Source organism: Kocuria oceani (assembly GCF_029524215.1).
Lineage (GTDB): Bacteria > Actinomycetota > Actinomycetes > Actinomycetales > Micrococcaceae > Kocuria > Kocuria oceani.
This window is the reverse complement of record NZ_JARAMH010000022.1, coordinates 22,940-36,455: the sequence shown is the minus strand read 5'-3', so window position 1 is coordinate 36,455 and position 13,516 is coordinate 22,940. Positions and strand designations below refer to the sequence as shown.

The window sequence follows — 13,516 nt, the reverse complement described above, 5'->3', positions numbered from 1 at the left end:
GGCTTCGCGTTGCCCGGGCCTGTCCGACCGTTAGCTGGTCCGGTCAGGAACGCGGCCGACGGTGTTGAGGCGCAGGAGTGAGGATCACCGCGAACATCTCCTGCAAGGTAGCAAGGTCATGGTTCTCGGCCGCGTCCCGGGACGCAGCGTCGTTGACCGCCCCGGTGACCTGGGCCCAGTCCAGCCACCAGCCGGCGGCTACGGCCAATGAATCGAAGAAGAAGCGCTGGGTGCGCCCGTTGCCCTCCCGGAACGGGTGGAGATAGTTGACCTGGTCATAGTGATAGGCCAACCGTTCGATGAACCGGTCCCGATCCAGGTGCTGCAGGTAGCGGTCTTGGCGTAGCTGGTCGAAGACGAAACCGGCCGAGCGGGCGATCATCGACACCGGCAGGAACGGCTGCGCACCTGGGACCGTCTTGCGCAGATCCACGGTGCGCAGCTGCCCCGCCCAGGGATAGATGTCCTGGAACAGGTGACGGTGAATGGCCTGCAGCTCGGCCAGACCTCGGGTAGGCGCCGGTGGATGGCGCCACAGCTGCAGGGTGCGGACCACCACGAGATCAGCTTCCGCGGCGGCGAGCTCTGTCGCGGTGCGGGCGCCGATCAAATTGGTCAGGACCCCGGTGTGCGGGTCCAGATACGGGTCACGGTGCGGACTGGGGGCCTCACTCAAGGCCGTAGCGGGCGCGCGTGCGCCGAACCAGCTCCTCGACCTCGAGCCCACCCTCGGCGAAACGATCCAGCTCCGCCCGGGTCGCTGCAGTGACGTGGAGTCCCTCCATGGCCGCACTGTGCACCACGGAAGCCACCTGCCGTGCCCGATCCACCTCAAGAGCCGGCGGCAGAATGTGCTGCTGCGCCATGGAACCTCCCCGGTCGGTGTGCTGGGCCGTGCTGTGCGTATCAGTCTATCAAGGCGTCCCTGGCCAGCGACGGGCCACCACACCCCCGGGTTCCCGTCCGGGCGGACCCGCCGACTACAGCTCACTGTGCGGCGAAATGCCGGGATGCCAGAGAGCATTAGACGCCACCCGCCACGTTTTACCGGTGCTGTGGCGTATCGAAGAGTGACTAATGGCCTGCTCAGCGGCCGCTTCCCTCAGGGCTTTCGGGGCGGCTCGTTCTGTGCTGCCGTTTCCAGGGCATGCACCCTGTCACGGGCGGTGGTCAGCTCGGCCCGCAGCCGCTGCGCTTCGTGCTCGGCCTCCTCACGCCGACCCTGTTCATGAGCGTGCGCCCGGCCCTGCACGGTGGCCTCCGCACGGGCGGCCTGCGTCTCGGATCGTGCCCCCTCGAGGTCAGTCTGCAGGAGCTGGACCTCGTGCAGCGCCTGGTCCCGAGCCGACTCCGTCGCGGTGACCGTGGCGGTCAGCTCGAGCACCTGGGCCTCGGCCCGCTCCCGGGCTTGCTGCGCCGACTGGGCCTCGGTGCGAGCTTCCTCGAGGTCGGCCTCCAGCCGCTGCGCGCGCGCCACGGCCTGACCCCGGCTGGCCTCCACTTCGGAGACCTTCGTGACCAGCTCGGCGGCCTCGACCTCGGCCTGGACCCGCCGGCCTTCCTCCCGGGCGCGTTCCTCCTTGGCCGTGGCCGCTTCCGCCCGTGCCGTCACCAGAGCGGCACGAGCAGACTCCAGCTCGATCTGCAGCCGCTCGACGTCGTGCAACGCCTGCTCCCGGCCGGTCTCGGCTTCGGTCACCGCGGTGACCAGCTCCGCAGCCTCCGCCTCGGCCTGCTCCCGGCCGGCCCGCGCCTCGGCAGCGATGTGCTCGACCTCGGCCCGCGCCGTGCTCAGGGCCGTCCCCCACGCCCCGCGCAGGGCCCGGGCCACCGCCTCCGGCGGCTCGGGCACGGACTGAACCTGGGCGCGGGACTCCCGCCAGGCCCGGACCCCATCCGAGGCGTCCTGCATGGACACCTGCGCCGCCCGGCGCACCGCGGCCACCGTGATGCGCTCCTCCGCCTCCGCGAGACGGTCGCACGCCGCGAACACCCGCTCCCGCGCGCTGCGCTGGATCGCCTCCGTCATGAGAGAACCTCCGTAGTAGTAGTAATCTTACTACTACTACTGCAAAAGTACATGGGCGTTGTGCCGGCACCCGCGGTCACGCCCATCGGCACATCCCTCCCTCGGTCGCGGCCCGTGACTCCTCCTGTAGGAGCGCGGCCTCGCGTTTCAGCGCCAGATCGGCCCGCCTCCTTCCTCGTCGAACGATGGCTGCCGCGCATTTCTACGGCCCTGACGGGCCTCCGAAACACTTGCCCAAGGGGAAGTCGGCGCCACCTTGGTGCCATTCCCCTACTCCACGTCTCGTTTGTAGAGATCCCCCGCTTCTGACAGGGAGCTGGGGGCGTTCCGGACGCAACAGGGGATATGGAGAAGGAGGCCAAGAACGCGATGGACGCCGGGAAGGTGCCTTGGCACCTCGTCGGCAGACTGCTCGGTGGCGCAGAGCGATAGATACACACGAGCTCAACCGCCACAGGCGATGGTGGCCGCACGGCAGACGACGCCGACTACTGGGGCTCCCTCTGGGGCGGGTCGCTAGGCAAGAAACAAGCGTGGCACTCACTGCGCCCTCGCTAGGCGCATGAACGCCCGACGGAACGATGTACCAAGGGCCTTCGAATTAATGGTAGATAGCAAGATAAATAGAGCTCTATATATATGGCTGGCTAGTTAGCCTTCGAGCTATATGGCAAGCTCCCTAGCTGTCTTGGTACCGTGCAACCATGCAAACCCTCATGGTGTACAGCGAATCCGGCGGAGTCACCAAGACCACCACCGCCGTCTCCCTAGCAATGGTCGCCGCCGCCGAAGGGCGTCAAGTCGTACTCGTTGATCTCGACCCCCGCGCGGCCTCCACCAAGTGGTTCGGGGTGCAGCCCTCGGCGGAAGGAATGCACATTGGGGCAATCCTGGGCGATGAGAACCCCGAAGGCTGGGCCGAGGATCTCGCGGTGCCCAGCGGGTGGCACCCGAACCTCCGGGTGATTCCCTCGGCCCGCAATGTCTCCAACCGTGAGGCCGATCGGGCCGATCATGCGGAGCTGCGGCTGAAGATCTCTCTGACCGGTCTGCAAGCGGATGTGGTGGTCATTGACTGTCCCAACCGGCAGGGTGGCCCGTTGACGCTGTCGGCGTTGAACGCGGCGGACACCGTGGTCTACGCCGCCACCGCCACCAGCGATGGCATCGACGGGGTGGACGGGGCCCGGCGCACGGTCGCCCAGTTCCGTCGGCACCGCCAGCAGCTCGGCGCCCCGGACACTCTCACGGAGGCCGGCATCGTCGTCGGTGGGGTGAAGGAAACCATCATGAGCCGGGCGGCGGTGGCCAGCCTCGAGGAGCTGCGGGCCACGGGGTTGTTCCTGGAGCCGTTGATCCCGGACCGGGCCATCGTCCAGGAGGTGCGGATTTCGGGGGAGTGGTACGGCCAGTACCGCAAGGGCGCCCGCGTGCTGGACGCCTACACTGCGATTGCGAAGCAGGTGCTGCGATGACCGACAAGCCGGAGCGTCCCGCCTCATTGCAGCGCCGCCGGCCGCGCCCGGCCCCGGATGAGCACATCGACCCGGTCGACTACACACCCCCACGCACCACGACACCCCAGCCCGCGACGCAGGAGGTGTCGTCCCCGCCGCTGCAAGCGACACCGGCGGCGGAACCCCCGTCGGCCGCGCCTAAGCGCGGGCGTGGCCGGCCTCGTCGCGAGCCCACGATCCAGCTGGGTGTGCGGGTGGCCCAGGACGTCTCCGATCTGATCGAGGAGCTCACCGAGCACGACGGCACAGCGAGAGCGGTGATCGAGAACGCGGTGCGCGCCTACGCCCAACAGATCAACCGGTAGTACCCGGACCCCCGATAGGGGGGTGCGGATGCGGGCGGCTTTCCCCTGGTCGGCGAGGAAGGAACCCGGCTCACCGTTGGTGGTGGGCCGGGTTCTCTTCTTCTGGGGACAGGCGGCGGGATGGGGCGAGTGGTCCCGGGGGTCTTTGATCGATGCGGATGCCCGCCTCCTTCCGCAAGGAGCCAGGGCCAACCCCCAGTAGGATCCGGTCTCGGGGGCCAAAGGGACGACCAGCGCTGTCCGATCTGGACGCGGGGCGTCCCGGCGGCCTCGTTCCGGGCAAGGACCGTCAGCCTGTCACCGGCTTTTCACCGTGCGGAGGGGACCACGGTGAGGGCCCCCGGTACTCGACCCCTGCCCCGAGACGTTCCGCTTCGATGTCGCAGCGGTGGCCCGCAAGCGCCAGCCTCTGCTGTCGCAGATCACCTGGACAGGCTCGAGGGGCGTGTCCAGGTGGGGGAGTGGGTACCTACTGGGCGGCGTAGTAGGCGTCCTTGATGGACTGATGAATACGGCCGCGGTCGGAGATCTGGTGGCCGTTCTCCTTGGCCCATGCCCGGATCTTCGCCGTCTCCGGGTTACCACCGGAGGAGGAACGGGACCCGGTGACCCGGGCGGACTTGCCCTGGGCCCGCCGGCCGGAGGCGGCGTAAGGGCGCAGGGCCTCCCGCAACTTCTCCGCGTTAGCTGCCGACAGGTCGATCTCGTACTGCCGGCCGTCCAGGCCGAACTGGAAGGTCTCATCAGCAGGACCACCCTCGAGGTCGTCCTCCAGAATGATCTGCACGCTCTGGGCCATCACAGCACCTTTCCCTTGATCTCATCGTGTCTTGCGCTGGAATACGCTCACAGTCAGTAACCCCGGCACCGACCTAATTGCATACATGCTCTCTGGAGGGGGCAGCAGAGTCCCCGAAGTTCTAAGTCGGTAGCTCGAGAAACCTGATCCGCTTCTTCCGGCACCCTTCCACGATCATCACACAGCGAATCCATCCGCCGACCACCGTGATGACGTAGCATGCCACCTCATTGGCGAAGAACTCTGGTCGACACGTTGGGCACGATTTCAAGCAACCGGGACACCCCATGGAGTATCCACCCTAGCTTACGGATCAATGTCGATTCAGGACGCTTCACCGAGTCGCAAAGGTCTCAGACTTGCTCTGCGGTACCGTTGCCCAAAGCCTACCCGTAGGAGTACCGGATTGACTGCCGCCGAGGAAGAGTTTGACCTCAAGACCGCGTTCGCTGAGCTGGTACAGGGAGACTGGTCGCGCTTTGATCACCTACTGCATGAGCCAGTCGAACCGCAGGTTATCGCCGACACTAAGGCCACGATTCGATGCCATTACTTGGCTAGTGACCCATCAGGGAACCCCAGGGTTAAGCCACTGGCCCGACAGCTCTCCAAGCAAATTCTACGTTTTTGCACACCCAGAAGCAGGCTCAACTCAATCAAGTCTATCGATGATGAACTTGAGCGGGATGAGGCGATGACCGAGGCAGTTTTGAACGCAAGGCGTCTTTTCACCACCAAGCAAGAAAATACCGGCGAAGGTGGTGAACTTCTCCTATACATTCTTCTTGAAAGACATCTCCAAGTTCCACAAATCCTCAGCAAGCTTTCACTGAAGACAAATACGCAAGTGCAAGTGCACGGGTCCGATGGTATTCACGCCAAGTTGGAGGAGGACCATACGCTGGGGCTTTACTGGGGCGAATCTAAAATCTACAAAAATTATACGAGTGCTTTTGCAGACTGCTTCAATAGCAGTGCCCCATTCCTCATTGGATCAGCTGATACGCAAGACCTCTTTCTGATCAAAGAGTACGCAGACTTAGGCGATTTAAACTTACGTCATGCCATTTTAGATTACTTTGATGAGGCTCATCCCAAGTCTCAAAAACTCGATGTACGCGCTGCATGTCTTATTGGATTTTCTGTAGACGAGTATCCAGTTCTTCCAGCCGATATAGAAGCAGCGCGTATTGCTATTCAAAACGACCTCACTAAATGGAGTGCTAACATACTGGGGCATATCCAAAAGCATGGTATTTCAAACTATCAAGTTGAAGTATTTTTGATTCCTCTGCCTAACGAAATCGAGTTTCGCGATTCGATCAGGAGCGCCCTTAGTGAATCCTAACGATTTTGTTGCCAAGACGCTTGAGCGTCCAGGCGTACGTAGCGCTGTTGATTACTCGGTTCGAACCTCATTGCTCAACTCAATCCCCGTGATCGACGGCGAGAGGCCTCCAGAACCTAATTGGCGATTCGCTCTTCTGTGTGCTAGTGCCATGACCGATTTGTTGGAAAGCGAAGCCGCACAACAAGCCATCCTACGCATCGCTCAAGGGTGCCTTATCTCTCCAGTATCCACCGACGTGGAACGCGAGGGCGCTGAATCACTTCTCCGACGTATGGGCAACAGCCGCGCCATTGGGTTGGCCAAAAGTCGAGGGCTATTAGCTGCCGACGACGCCGTGCGGGTGCCATTGGATTTGCAATGGGAGATTGCAGCCAAGGAGCAATCCTTTTCCATTGACTTTGGTGACGGCCAGTCCTTCCTGGCAAATCCGTTCCAGCGACGCTTCTGGGAAGCGGCAGAGAATAGTTCATGGGTAAGTGTTTCCGCTCCTACGTCCTCTGGAAAAAGCTTTATTCTCCGTAAATGGGTCGAACGAAAAATCGCTGGTGCGAATCCATGTCGCGTTGTTTTTTTGACGCCTACACGCGCACTTGTTGAGGAAACTGGAACTGCTTTTCGTGAATCCCTCCCTTCTGACGTACCAGTCATTACACTTCCCTGGGATGCAGAAGTCCTCAAAAACGACAAAGAACTATATGTCCTAACCCAGGAACGCCTTCATCTAATACAACAGTTTAAGTCTGGCTTTTCATTTGACTTCTTAGTTGTTGATGAAGCCCAAAAGGTGGGTGATGATTCGCGCGGCATTATTTTGAGCGAAGTGATTGACGAGGCAGTATCTCGCAATCCATTGCTTCATGTCGTCTTCGCCAGTCCGATGGCGTCCAATCCTGAAATCCTACTGGAGGGAAGGCCTGGGAATACCTCGGCACAGGCACTTGTTGATGGAACTTGCACTGTCAACCAAACTTTGCTCTATGTCAATCAAGTGCCCCGTAATACGCGATCATATGAGGTTCGGGTTGCTAATGGGGGGAAGAGCTACGCCGCAGGCAAGGTACACCTCTCCAATCGCCCAACAACACTTGCGATGAAGTTCGCCTTGATCGCTCTCGCAATGGGCGAAGACAGCACTGGCAATCTAATTTATGCTAACGGCCGAGCGTCTGCTGAAAAGATGGCAAGCCTCATTTCCCATTACCGACCCAAACAGGAATTGGATGCGTTTACCAAGCAACGCATTAATGACGCCGTTTCCTACGTCTCCGCGGCAATCCACCCGAAGTTTGCCCTATGTACCACCCTTAGAAAGGGCTCGGCTTTCCACTATGGCTCTATGCCCCTGCATGTCAAGGAGCTTGTAGAGGGCCTTTTCAAGGACGGTATTGTAAAGTACTTGACCTGTACGTCGACTCTACTGGAGGGCGTGAACCTTCCTTGTACCAATATCTTTGTTCGTGCTCCCAAGAAGGGTGACCAGAAGATGAATGAAGCAGACTTCTGGAACTTGGCTGGGCGCGCGGGCCGCTGGGGCAACGAATTTCAAGGAAATGTTGTATGTATTGACACAGAAAAGGGAGGATGGGGGGCCGTGCCCACGGCTCGCACGCGTCAAATTATTCAACGAGCGGCCGATTTAACTGATGTTGGCGTCACCGATCTTGAAAGTTTTGTTGATTGGACTATCTCTGAGCCTAGTCGGCCTGCCGATGCGGTCGAAGAGACCTTACTCAGTTTTTTGAGTTCACGTTCTATGGCCAACCGCACGCCCTCTGAGATTTTCGGGGTTCGTACCTCTGACGCCCTGGCAGATCGTGCTCAGCAGGCTGTTGCACGCGCTCTAACTGACGTGAATGTTCCACGTTTCGTAATTGCTCGCCATGCGGGAATTAGCCCCACGCGCATCCAGGCGCTTGTAGATTTTTTCCGGAATCAGAATGACCTTGAGTCCTTCGTGTTACCCACTCCGGAAAGCGATGACGCCTATGAGGCGTACAAGTCTGCTCTTGACTTGGTTGCGGTGACGTTGGGCGGTCCATGTGGAAATGACGGTCGGCGCTTTTCCTTATCGCGACTCATTGTGCGATGGATGAAAGGTGTACCCATGAGCAGAATCATTGATGATCGATACGCTTACCGCAACTCTCAGGGGACGGCCGACTGGTCCAGCGTTATCCGAGATGTAATGAAAGATGTGGAGGATTTTTGCAGATTTCATGCTCCTAAATACCTCGCCTGCTATGCAGATGCCCTCGAAGTCGCCGCAGGCCGTCCCATGGGCGAGCAGTCTGCTGAGGCCGTGACTATGATGCTGGAGTTGGGGGTTCCTCGTACAACCGACATGTCACTTATTGGGTTGGGCTTGTCTCGTGCAACCACAATTGCAATTGGTGAACTTCAGCGCGATGGGGAGCTCGACCGAGCTGCTGTTCAGGATTGGATTGTCTCCGTGGACTGGGAAACAGCTCCTGTGGCTCGCTATGCGGCTCAGGAAGTGCTGCGTCTCCTAGAAGGTTTTGACAGTCAGTGGGGTTCCGCGGCCGTCGGAGATTGAGGTTGTCTCGGCATCGGGGGTGGAGAGGTCGGGCCCGTAGATTTTGCCGTCGAGGCTGAACTGGATGGCGTCCTCGGCGGGGCCGCCGTTGAGATCGTCCTCGAGATGCGCTCCGACTTTCTGAGCCATGGGCGGTGTGTCTTTCGGTATCCGGGTGGGGGATTGGGGTCAGGGGTGGTCGGGGGCGTCGTCGGTGGGCACATCGTCGGCAGATGCCTCTGCTGGATCCGCCAAAGCCATGGTCTTCGCGCGGTTGCCGGTGATCACGGTGCCCTCTTCGGTGAGGTCCACGCAGAGCATGCCGTCCTCCATGAAGGGCTTCCATCGCCTGGTAGCGGTGGCGTCGATGCCGTAGTGCGCGGTGAAGGCGGTGGCCGAGACGATCGCCTGCCCGGGCCCGCGCTTGGACCCGTTCCGGACCGCGTAGGCATGCGGGGAGGAGTCATCCGTGGCGCGCAGTGCCATGACCTGACGGTCGCGGTCGTAGAGTAGTTCCACCGTCTCGGCGTTGTCGACCAGATCGTGGGCGGCCTTGTTCAGCGAGATCACTCCGCGCTTCTGGATGGTCACGCTCGGCGCTTTGGCCAGCGGAGTCATCCTCTTGTTGAACACCTCGAACGGCATCGTTCCTCCTATGGCTCATGACTGACAACAGTGAATTCCATCGTAACCATTGCACGCACTTGCCCGGCAGTCCTGTGCAACTCGTCGGGTGTGTCTTTGAAGGCAAGGGATGCGAGACGTCTCGTCCGTCGAATTTTGCGGTGGAGAACCTCTGCGGGTTTCCGCGGGTCGATGAGTCTTGCAACTATGTGCTTTATGTTTGCCCCTAGAATCAAATACTCAACGTTGGTTGCGAGACAGATGGGGTGGACGTGGGGAAGCTGATCGGGTACGCCCGAGTGTCGACGCGTCAGCAGGACGCGGACCGTCAAGTGTCTGACCTCCTGGCCGCCGGCGTGCGGCGCGATGACCTCTACGTAGACAGTGGAGTGTCTGGAGGCCGTGCGTCGCGTCCTGCCTTCGACAAAGCGGTGGCCGCGCTCGAGGACGGCGACACGTTGGTGATCACGACGCTGGACCGGTTGGGGCGGTCGACGCAGAACATGCTGGTCTTCGCCGAAGCGCTGCGCGGGAGAGGCGCCGGTCTGCGGGTGCTGAACCTCGGTGGGGGAGACGTGGACACCCACACTCCGATGGGCTCGATGGTGTTCACCGTCATGGCGGCCCTGGCGCAGATGGAGCTGGAGATCAAGCGGGAGCGGATCACTGACTCGGTGGCCAAGCGCCGGGCCGCCGGCAAGGACCTCGGTGGGCGGCGTCAGACCTTCACCGACTCCCAGATCCGCAACGCGCTGCGGCTGATCGACACGGGGGAGCCGGCCACTCAGGTCGCCCGGGACCTCGGGATGTCCAGGGCCACCCTCTACCGGCGGATTCGGGAACTCCCGCAAGCGACGACCATCTGAGACCGTCATCTCCTGTGGGCATCGTGATACGTATGCCGTTCGTGCCCGGGTGCGAGGCAGGGCCCGGTGGTCGATTGAGGTGCTTTCCGAATTCCGCTGACCAGTGCGGAAGGAGGGCGCGTGGCGCTCGACCTGACACCTGTCGATTTCTCTACGGTGGTGGCATGGGAACCATTGTGTCTGCTCCTGCCGATCTGGTGGTGGCCACCAGCGACGGGATCGATGTGCGCTTCGCCGGCATCGACCTCGCTGCCAGCCTGTCTCCGCATGCGCAGGAGCCACCGGGTGGCCACGGCGTACGGATCAGCCTCGCCGCGGTGCGAGGGGCCGAGACCATGCGCCGGGACGGCCAGTTCCAGGCTGCCCGCCTGGCCTGGGCCCAACGACGGCAGGACAAGATGACCGAGGAGGAGCCGTTGCCGCTGATGCCGGGGTTCTCCGTTCTGGACCGGGTCGGGGTGGTGCTCAGCGATGAGCTCGGTACCGAGTACCGCTTGGTCGCCGGACAGGCGGCCGGGGACGGCACCGAGTGGGAGAGCGCCTGGGAGTTCGTGCCCCCGCCCCCGGAAGCGGCTGGGACGCTCCGACTCCAGTTCACCCTGGACGGGGCACCGACCGGCAAGACCTGCGAAGTCTGGGTCCAATAGACCTCCGACGGCGCCCGTGAGCCGGGTGACCGTGCCCACGACCGCGTGTGTCGCGTCGTCGCGGTGGGATGACAGGCTTGGCCCCGCGACCTCAGGCGCAGGAACCACGAGCACAGTTGGGGAAAGGAGCAGCGATGGGCAGCCCGGACTATGCAGGGCTGGAGCGCCTGCTGCGGGAGCGCAACGAGATCGACTGGGTGATGGTCGCCAACGTGATGGACGATGCCACCGCCTACGGTCTGCCCGCCACCGAAGAGGGCGTCATTGATTACATCGTGGGGCTTCATGAGCAGGGCAAGATCCGTGTGGGCATCTACGTCCATGGCACCTCGGAAGGATTCGTTCCGTGGGAGGAACCGATCCTCGACCTGCCGGTCCGCCTGCGGGCGGCCTTGGTGCTCACGGATTCCGAGGATCCCTTGGGGCCGGTGATGACTGTCATGTTCACGTTCATCGACGAGGATCCACCCCTTGCTTGATCCCATGGAGGGCAAGGGATTCCTCTGCGGGCTCAGCTGGAGGGTATGGCGAGACTCCGGGGTCTGCTTCCTGCCTTTCTCTCGCCCTCTCAGACGAGACCCGTGAGTGCTCCTTGCCGACAGGTCGGCCATAGCGTGGGGCGACCTTACCTGGGGCCTCCATACGTACGGAAGGAGATCACTTGACGGCCGCGACGGCCTCATCCGGAGTTCAATCTTTGACCCACTGTGCTGCGGTTGAGGTTCATCTTCGAACATGCGGCCTGGTCAGCGGCAGCGCCGGTCTAAGGCGGGGCGTCCCTAGCATTGGGGCATGCGCCTCCGAGAGACCAGCCCAGCCGATTTGGACGTCTTCCTGAGTTGGGTGCCCTCCGAGGCCGACATGGTGCTCTGGTCCGGGCGGACTTTCACGTGGCCGCTGGATCGGGGGCAGTTGGAGACCTATCTGCAGAATGATCAGCGCCGGTATTGGACCGGATTGGATCCCGACTCCGGGGATCCGGTCGGTCACGCCTCGTTGCTCATCGATGTCGACGCACACATGATGCGGCTCGGGTGCATCCTCCTCGACCCGGACGCTCGAGGGCGCGGTCTGGGGCGGGGACTGATCGGCACAGCGGTGCGCACGGGCTTCGAGGTCACGGGGTTGCCGGTGATGAAGCTCGGTGTCTACGCGCACAATGTCTCCGCCCGGCGCGTGTACGAGAGCCTGGGGTTCCGGGAGACCGGGCGGGTGCGCAGCACCGAGGTGGGCGGCCAGCCCTGGCACGCCCTGGAGATGGAGCGGTCACGACCCAGCTGACCCCGCCCATGGGCGCCGGTCCTTTCCACCGGTGCTGAGAGCTGGCGCGAGGATGCGGCGTCGCGATGGGGACTCCGGTGGCGTACGCCGTCCTGTTGTCGGGGAGGCGCTAGAGAGCCTGCAGGTAGCGGGAGGTGTACCGCTGTTGGAGCCGCCGGTTGATCGGCGCCAGGGCGCGGGACCACCACGTGCCCTGCCGGGAGAAAGCGGTGATGGTCAACACGACGGCGTCGTCCTCCCGCCAATCGACGCAGAACCTCTCCTCGCCCTGCTCCGGGTGGCCCTGCAGGGTCCCGTAGGCGAAGCCCCGCCGGCGCTCCTCCTCCACGACGTAGACCACTTGGCAGCCGAAGGAGATCCGCAGCAGGTGCCGGCCCAGGCGCAGACGGACGCGGCTGCCCTGCTCGACGCGCGGTGTGGTGGCCTCGACGGTCAGGCCGGCTGCCCGGTGCATCTGCCAGCTCATCAGGCGCTCCGCGGCTCGGTGGAACGTCGGCTCCCCGTGGCCGATGACCCGGTGGACCCTCAGATGGTCGTACCCGTCGGGCAACTGCCCGGCGGTGGCACCGATCTCCGGGTAGGTCAGTGGGCGGTCGAGCAGAGTCATAGCGCTCACTATGCCAAGGGAGCGCTTTATATATAGCCCTCGTGGGGTTGGGTGCGCTCTCTTGTGCGGTGTTGATCGCCCGGGGATTCATCATCTACTTCACCTCGCCCCCGAGTGGGGCCGTGATCGGTGCCGGAATCGGCATCGGGTTGCTGCTGGTGCTGTACTCGACCGTCCTCGTGCCCTTGGCGCTGGGCCGGGAATGCGCCCCAGCACTGGGGGCCGTGTTCGCGGGTCTGGCCGTCGCCGGGACCCTGGTCGAGCTGGCCGGATCTGCCGGCCCGGCGAACCTGCCCGTGGTCGGGCTGGGGTTGGCCTTCGTGGTGATCAACATTGCCTGGATCAAGCTCGAACGTGACGACAGCGGTTGGGTGGGTCTGCTCACTTGTGTGGTGACGGGACTGCTGGTTGGCATCGAGCTGGTGGCCATCGTTGCGCGCGGGGCCCCCGGGCTGGGTGAGTTGCTGCCGCGCCTCCTGGTTCTCGGGGGAGCAATGGTCCTGGGTGTGGCGATCCGCCGACGCTGGAACCGCGTCGGCGATGAGCACGACCGGTCCACTTAGGCCGGCACCTTCAGGGAAAGGCGTTGATCAGGGATGGGCGCAGATCAACAGCGGACGTCGGGGACTGATGTGGGTCGCCCTTGGCGTCAGCATGGCTTTGGTCGGTCAGCGAGGTGAATCATTGGGGTATGGGATCGAGCTACAGCAGCGACGGCGTGGTGCGGGAGTGGTACGGCGATGAGGGCTGGGGGGTGGTTGACCTCTCGGGTCACTCCGGCGGGTGTTTCGTGCATTTCACGCACATCGAGGGCCCGGAGAACGCCTATAAGGAACTGGTTCCGGGCCAGCAGGTAATCATCACTTGGGAACGGGTCGAGCAGGACGGCTATCCCGCCCGAGCGATACGGGTCGAAGGGATTGCATAGGCGAGTTTCCTACCGCGGTCAGTCGCGTC

17 protein-coding genes are annotated in these 13,516 nt (G+C 62.7%); 10 read left to right on the top strand and 7 right to left on the bottom strand.

Annotation, left to right across the window (positions count from 1 at the left end; all coding sequences use genetic code 11):
• Positions 1-43 precede the first annotated feature (43 nt).
• The 3 genes from PU704_RS17265 to PU704_RS17255 form a co-directional block, all read right to left on the bottom strand.
• Positions 44-676 (bottom strand): Fic/DOC family protein, encoded by a 633-nt coding sequence (locus PU704_RS17265; protein WP_075872986.1) that lies wholly within the window; start codon positions 674-676, stop codon positions 44-46.
• On the bottom strand, positions 669-866 hold the full coding sequence (locus PU704_RS17260) for an antitoxin VbhA family protein (RefSeq protein ID WP_075872987.1): 198 nt from the start codon (positions 864-866) through the stop codon (positions 669-671). The genes PU704_RS17265 and PU704_RS17260 overlap by 8 nt, the downstream gene beginning before the upstream one ends.
• 236 nt (positions 867-1,102) lie before the next feature.
• Complete coding sequence (locus PU704_RS17255; protein WP_277552132.1) at positions 1,103-2,029, bottom strand: DNA-binding protein; 927 nt, start codon at positions 2,027-2,029, stop codon at positions 1,103-1,105.
• Between the two features lie 704 nt (positions 2,030-2,733).
• Here PU704_RS17255 and PU704_RS17250 point away from each other — a divergent pair.
• Together PU704_RS17250 and PU704_RS17245 are read left to right on the top strand one after the other, a co-directional pair.
• Positions 2,734-3,504, top strand: coding sequence for a ParA family protein (locus tag PU704_RS17250; protein WP_075872990.1), 771 nt, complete (start codon positions 2,734-2,736; stop codon positions 3,502-3,504).
• Positions 3,501-3,851, top strand: a complete 351-nt coding sequence (locus tag PU704_RS17245) for a hypothetical protein (protein WP_139318639.1) — start codon at positions 3,501-3,503, stop codon at positions 3,849-3,851. Before PU704_RS17250 ends, PU704_RS17245 begins: the two co-directional genes overlap by 4 nt.
• 469 nt (positions 3,852-4,320) lie before the next feature.
• On the opposite strand, the gene PU704_RS17240 is transcribed toward PU704_RS17245, so the two are convergent.
• Positions 4,321-4,650, bottom strand: coding sequence for a histone-like nucleoid-structuring protein Lsr2 (locus PU704_RS17240; protein WP_075872991.1), 330 nt, complete (start codon positions 4,648-4,650; stop codon positions 4,321-4,323).
• A 406-nt stretch (positions 4,651-5,056) separates the two neighbouring features.
• On the opposite strand from PU704_RS17240, the gene PU704_RS17235 reads away from it, so the two are divergent.
• Together PU704_RS17235 and PU704_RS17230 are read left to right on the top strand one after the other, a co-directional pair.
• Positions 5,057-5,998: a HamA C-terminal domain-containing protein gene (locus tag PU704_RS17235; protein WP_075872992.1), complete on the top strand. Its 942-nt coding sequence runs from the start codon at positions 5,057-5,059 to the stop codon at positions 5,996-5,998.
• Positions 5,999-6,149: 151 nt separating this feature from the next.
• Complete coding sequence (locus tag PU704_RS17230) at positions 6,150-8,555, top strand: DEAD/DEAH box helicase (RefSeq protein WP_277552131.1); 2,406 nt, start codon at positions 6,150-6,152, stop codon at positions 8,553-8,555.
• On the opposite strand, the gene PU704_RS17225 is transcribed toward PU704_RS17230, so the two are convergent.
• Positions 8,508-8,684 (bottom strand): Lsr2 dimerization domain-containing protein, encoded by a 177-nt coding sequence (locus tag PU704_RS17225; protein WP_083665265.1) that lies wholly within the window; start codon positions 8,682-8,684, stop codon positions 8,508-8,510. The genes PU704_RS17230 and PU704_RS17225 overlap by 48 nt on opposite strands.
• 39 nt (positions 8,685-8,723) lie before the next feature.
• On the bottom strand, positions 8,724-9,179 hold the full coding sequence (locus tag PU704_RS17220; RefSeq protein ID WP_075873089.1) for a hypothetical protein: 456 nt from the start codon (positions 9,177-9,179) through the stop codon (positions 8,724-8,726).
• 251 nt (positions 9,180-9,430) lie between these two features.
• Between PU704_RS17220 and PU704_RS17215 the strand changes: the two genes are divergently transcribed.
• The 4 genes from PU704_RS17215 to PU704_RS17200 all read left to right on the top strand — a co-directional run bounded on the left by PU704_RS17215 (position 9,431) and on the right by PU704_RS17200 (position 11,952).
• Positions 9,431-10,024, top strand: a complete 594-nt coding sequence (locus tag PU704_RS17215; protein WP_047804902.1) for a recombinase family protein — start codon at positions 9,431-9,433, stop codon at positions 10,022-10,024.
• Between the two features lie 164 nt (positions 10,025-10,188).
• The gene (locus tag PU704_RS17210) at positions 10,189-10,671 is read left to right on the top strand and encodes a hypothetical protein (protein ID WP_047804846.1); all 483 of its coding nucleotides are present in this window, start codon (positions 10,189-10,191) and stop codon (positions 10,669-10,671) included.
• 134 nt (positions 10,672-10,805) lie between these two features.
• Positions 10,806-11,150 carry an aldo-keto reductase family protein gene (locus tag PU704_RS17205; protein WP_047804847.1) on the top strand — a complete coding sequence of 115 codons (345 nt, stop codon included), beginning with the start codon at positions 10,806-10,808 and terminating at the stop codon, positions 11,148-11,150.
• Between the two features lie 313 nt (positions 11,151-11,463).
• Positions 11,464-11,952: a GNAT family N-acetyltransferase gene (locus PU704_RS17200; protein WP_047804848.1), complete on the top strand. Its 489-nt coding sequence runs from the start codon at positions 11,464-11,466 to the stop codon at positions 11,950-11,952.
• A gap of 109 nt (positions 11,953-12,061) precedes the next feature.
• On the opposite strand, the gene PU704_RS17195 is transcribed toward PU704_RS17200, so the two are convergent.
• The gene (locus tag PU704_RS17195) at positions 12,062-12,559 is read right to left on the bottom strand and encodes a DUF1990 family protein (protein WP_047804849.1); all 498 of its coding nucleotides are present in this window, start codon (positions 12,557-12,559) and stop codon (positions 12,062-12,064) included.
• Positions 12,560-12,600: 41 nt separating this feature from the next.
• On the opposite strand from PU704_RS17195, the gene PU704_RS17190 reads away from it, so the two are divergent.
• Together PU704_RS17190 and PU704_RS17185 are read left to right on the top strand one after the other, a co-directional pair.
• Positions 12,601-13,122 carry a hypothetical protein gene (locus PU704_RS17190; RefSeq protein ID WP_047804850.1) on the top strand — a complete coding sequence of 174 codons (522 nt, stop codon included), beginning with the start codon at positions 12,601-12,603 and terminating at the stop codon, positions 13,120-13,122.
• Between the two features lie 128 nt (positions 13,123-13,250).
• Positions 13,251-13,487 (top strand): S1 domain-containing protein, encoded by a 237-nt coding sequence (locus PU704_RS17185; protein WP_047804851.1) that lies wholly within the window; start codon positions 13,251-13,253, stop codon positions 13,485-13,487.
• Positions 13,488-13,516: the final 29 nt, after the last annotated feature.

What these genes read in the sequence shown, in the direction of transcription:
- PU704_RS17260 (WP_075872987.1), bottom strand. Translation starts at nt 866, where the DNA reads ATGGCGCAGCAGCACATTCTGCCGCCGGCTCTTGAGGTGGATCGGGCA.
- PU704_RS17255 (WP_277552132.1), bottom strand. Translation starts at nt 2,029, where the DNA reads ATGACGGAGGCGATCCAGCGCAGCGCGCGGGAGCGGGTGTTCGCGGCG.
- PU704_RS17250 (WP_075872990.1), top strand. Translation starts at nt 2,734, where the DNA reads ATGCAAACCCTCATGGTGTACAGCGAATCCGGCGGAGTCACCAAGACC.
- PU704_RS17245 (WP_139318639.1), top strand. Translation starts at nt 3,501, where the DNA reads ATGACCGACAAGCCGGAGCGTCCCGCCTCATTGCAGCGCCGCCGGCCG.
- PU704_RS17240 (WP_075872991.1), bottom strand. Translation starts at nt 4,650, where the DNA reads ATGGCCCAGAGCGTGCAGATCATTCTGGAGGACGACCTCGAGGGTGGT.
- PU704_RS17230 (WP_277552131.1), top strand. Translation starts at nt 6,150, where the DNA reads ATGACCGATTTGTTGGAAAGCGAAGCCGCACAACAAGCCATCCTACGC.
- PU704_RS17225 (WP_083665265.1), bottom strand. Translation starts at nt 8,684, where the DNA reads ATGGCTCAGAAAGTCGGAGCGCATCTCGAGGACGATCTCAACGGCGGC.
- PU704_RS17220 (WP_075873089.1), bottom strand. Translation starts at nt 9,179, where the DNA reads ATGCCGTTCGAGGTGTTCAACAAGAGGATGACTCCGCTGGCCAAAGCG.
- PU704_RS17210 (WP_047804846.1), top strand. Translation starts at nt 10,189, where the DNA reads ATGGGAACCATTGTGTCTGCTCCTGCCGATCTGGTGGTGGCCACCAGC.
- PU704_RS17205 (WP_047804847.1), top strand. Translation starts at nt 10,806, where the DNA reads ATGGGCAGCCCGGACTATGCAGGGCTGGAGCGCCTGCTGCGGGAGCGC.
- PU704_RS17200 (WP_047804848.1), top strand. Translation starts at nt 11,464, where the DNA reads ATGCGCCTCCGAGAGACCAGCCCAGCCGATTTGGACGTCTTCCTGAGT.
- PU704_RS17195 (WP_047804849.1), bottom strand. Translation starts at nt 12,559, where the DNA reads ATGACTCTGCTCGACCGCCCACTGACCTACCCGGAGATCGGTGCCACC.
- PU704_RS17185 (WP_047804851.1), top strand. Translation starts at nt 13,251, where the DNA reads ATGGGATCGAGCTACAGCAGCGACGGCGTGGTGCGGGAGTGGTACGGC.